The organism is Acerihabitans sp. TG2 (assembly GCF_035013185.1).
GTDB lineage: Bacteria > Pseudomonadota > Gammaproteobacteria > Enterobacterales > Enterobacteriaceae > Acerihabitans.
This window is the reverse complement of the sequence record NZ_JAYGJO010000076.1, coordinates 1-2,160: the sequence shown is the minus strand read 5'-3', so window position 1 is coordinate 2,160 and position 2,160 is coordinate 1. Positions and strand designations below refer to the sequence as shown.

Sequence of the window (2,160 nt, the reverse complement as noted above, 5' to 3'; positions counted from 1 at the left end):
GGTGATGTCGGCCAAGAATGGCTGAATAATTTTTTTTCTGCCACCATAAACAAAAGTCATTAGTGTTGGGATAGTTTTTTGGCTATCCATTACGTTCTTGTCGTTAGCCTGTATCACATCAGCAATCTCGGACCAAGGGGCAGGACATTCATTATCTAACTTCCCCTCAATATTATATCCTTTGGGAAGCCCGCTATAATATATATCGAGCTCGTTTGCATAAATAAACCTATGTTCATGGTCTTTTATATACCAAAGTTCATTAGCGCTTTTCATATAAGAAATTAAAGTATCAAAAGTGTTCTGACGTACATCTGAATCGTTATCAATTGAAACATTCATACTATTTCACTCCATGATTTTATTGAGTGGGCTATAAACCAACGGCCCACAATAAAAGATCATCAGTTTGGTTATTTTGTGAATTCGGCCAGAGGCATATGGGGTTCAGTGCTCATAAATCGGCTAGGGGCATAATTATCATAACCATGACAACGGCAGTATTCTATCAACTGGCTTAAGGCACTGACGCCAACTTTTTCATACACCGATAGCAGATATTTCTTCACCGTATTAGGTGAAATGGCTAAGCGTCTGGCAATGTCTTTGGCACTTAATGATTGCATGGCATAAAACACCACATCAAATTCCCTGTCAGTAAACAAATCAGTAGGATTACCAAACTGTAAGGACGCGGGACCACGGCCCAACTCAAGGTGATACATGGAAAAGATATCCAGCTTTTTAGCATGCCCTACTACCCCAATGGATTTTCCATTTTCAATCAGCGGAGAGACATTAATCATAAAGGGTTGGATTAATTTTTCTTTACCACCGTAGACTGCATTAAATAATGTTCGAATGGTTTTCTGACTAGTCATAACATGCTTATCATTTTCCCGTATCACCTCCGCGTGGTCAGACCAATAAACCGGGTATTCGCTAAGCAGCTTGCCCTCCGGATTAAATCCTTTAGGCAACCCACTATAATGGAAGCCGTAATCGTTAAGGAAAACACCTCTATGTTCATGATCATTGATATACCAGTATTCATTACTGTTTTGCATATACGAAATCAAAGCACCAAAGTCTTTCGAGCGGATATCTATATTATTACCTATTGAAACATTCATACACTCACTCTCCAAAATTTATTCTTTATTTACAGTCATAATAGCTAAACCTCAGTTTAGCTGATTATCTTACGCAACCAGGGGTATATAAAATTCAGTGCTGCTAAACCGAAAAGGTGCATATTTATCATATCCATGACAATAACAGTATTCTATTAACTGAGTTAATGTATTGACCCCGGTTTTTGTATACACTGACTGTAGATATTGCGTCACTGCATCAGGTGAAATGGCTAAGCATCTGGCAATATCTTGGGTGCTTACCGCGTGCATAGCATAAAATACCACATCAAATTCCCGATCAGTAAACAAATCAGTAAGGGTAGTCTGGCATACTGAGGTTTGCTCTTGACCATGGGTGAGGTGATACCTGGCATACATGGAATACATCTCTAGTTTTTTAGCCCGCCCCACTACCCCAATTGATTTACCGTTCTCAATCAGCGGGGTCACCTCAGCCATAAACGGCTGGACCCTTTTTTGTCTGCCACCATAAATACAGGTCATTAGTGCAGGCATAGTTTTCTTACTTGCCATAACGGTTTTATCGCTTGCCTGTATCACATCCGCATTTTCAGACCAATAAACCGGACACTCGTGATCCAGCTTGCCTTCTGGATTAAAGCCTTTGGGCAGCCCACTATAATGAAGTCCGTAATCGTTAATAAAAATAATTCTGGATTCAATATCTTTTATATACCAATAATCATTACTGTTTCGCATAAAAGAAATTAAAGCGCCAAAGGTTTTCGATTCTATCTCTAACTCGTTATCTAATGAAAAATGCATATTATTGTTCTCCATATTTTTACTAAAAATTGCTACTAACCTACCATCAACACAAGTCCAATATCAGTTTGGTAGGTTAGCGCACTCAACTAAGGGTATATAAGGTTGGGTACTCATAAATCGGTTAGGGGCATATTTTTCATAACCATGACAACGGCAGTATTCTATTAACTGACTTAAGGCACTGACGCCAACTTTTTCATACACCGATAGCAGATATTTCTTCACCGTATCAGGT

2 protein-coding genes and 1 pseudogene are annotated in these 2,160 nt (G+C 39.0%); all 3 read right to left on the bottom strand.

Features of this window, described 5'->3' with window-relative positions:
• A pseudogene (locus tag SJI19_RS24530) lies at positions 1 to 342 on the bottom strand (helix-turn-helix transcriptional regulator); the annotation flags it as partial.
• Between the two features lie 71 nt (positions 343 to 413).
• On the bottom strand, positions 414 to 1,133 hold the full coding sequence (locus tag SJI19_RS24525) for a helix-turn-helix transcriptional regulator (protein WP_323480849.1): 720 nt from the start codon (positions 1,131 to 1,133) through the stop codon (positions 414 to 416).
• 69 nt (positions 1,134 to 1,202) lie between these two features.
• A complete protein-coding gene (locus SJI19_RS24520; RefSeq protein ID WP_323480848.1) occupies positions 1,203 to 1,922 on the bottom strand; it encodes a LuxR C-terminal-related transcriptional regulator in 720 nt (239 codons plus the stop codon).
• Between the last annotated feature and the right edge of the window lie 238 nt (positions 1,923 to 2,160).

Bases quoted from the DNA above. Each gene is read 5' to 3' on its own strand.
- SJI19_RS24525 (WP_323480849.1), bottom strand. From the start codon at position 1,133: ATGAATGTTTCAATAGGTAATAATATAGATATCCGCTCGAAAGACTTT.
- SJI19_RS24520 (WP_323480848.1), bottom strand. From the start codon at position 1,922: ATGCATTTTTCATTAGATAACGAGTTAGAGATAGAATCGAAAACCTTT.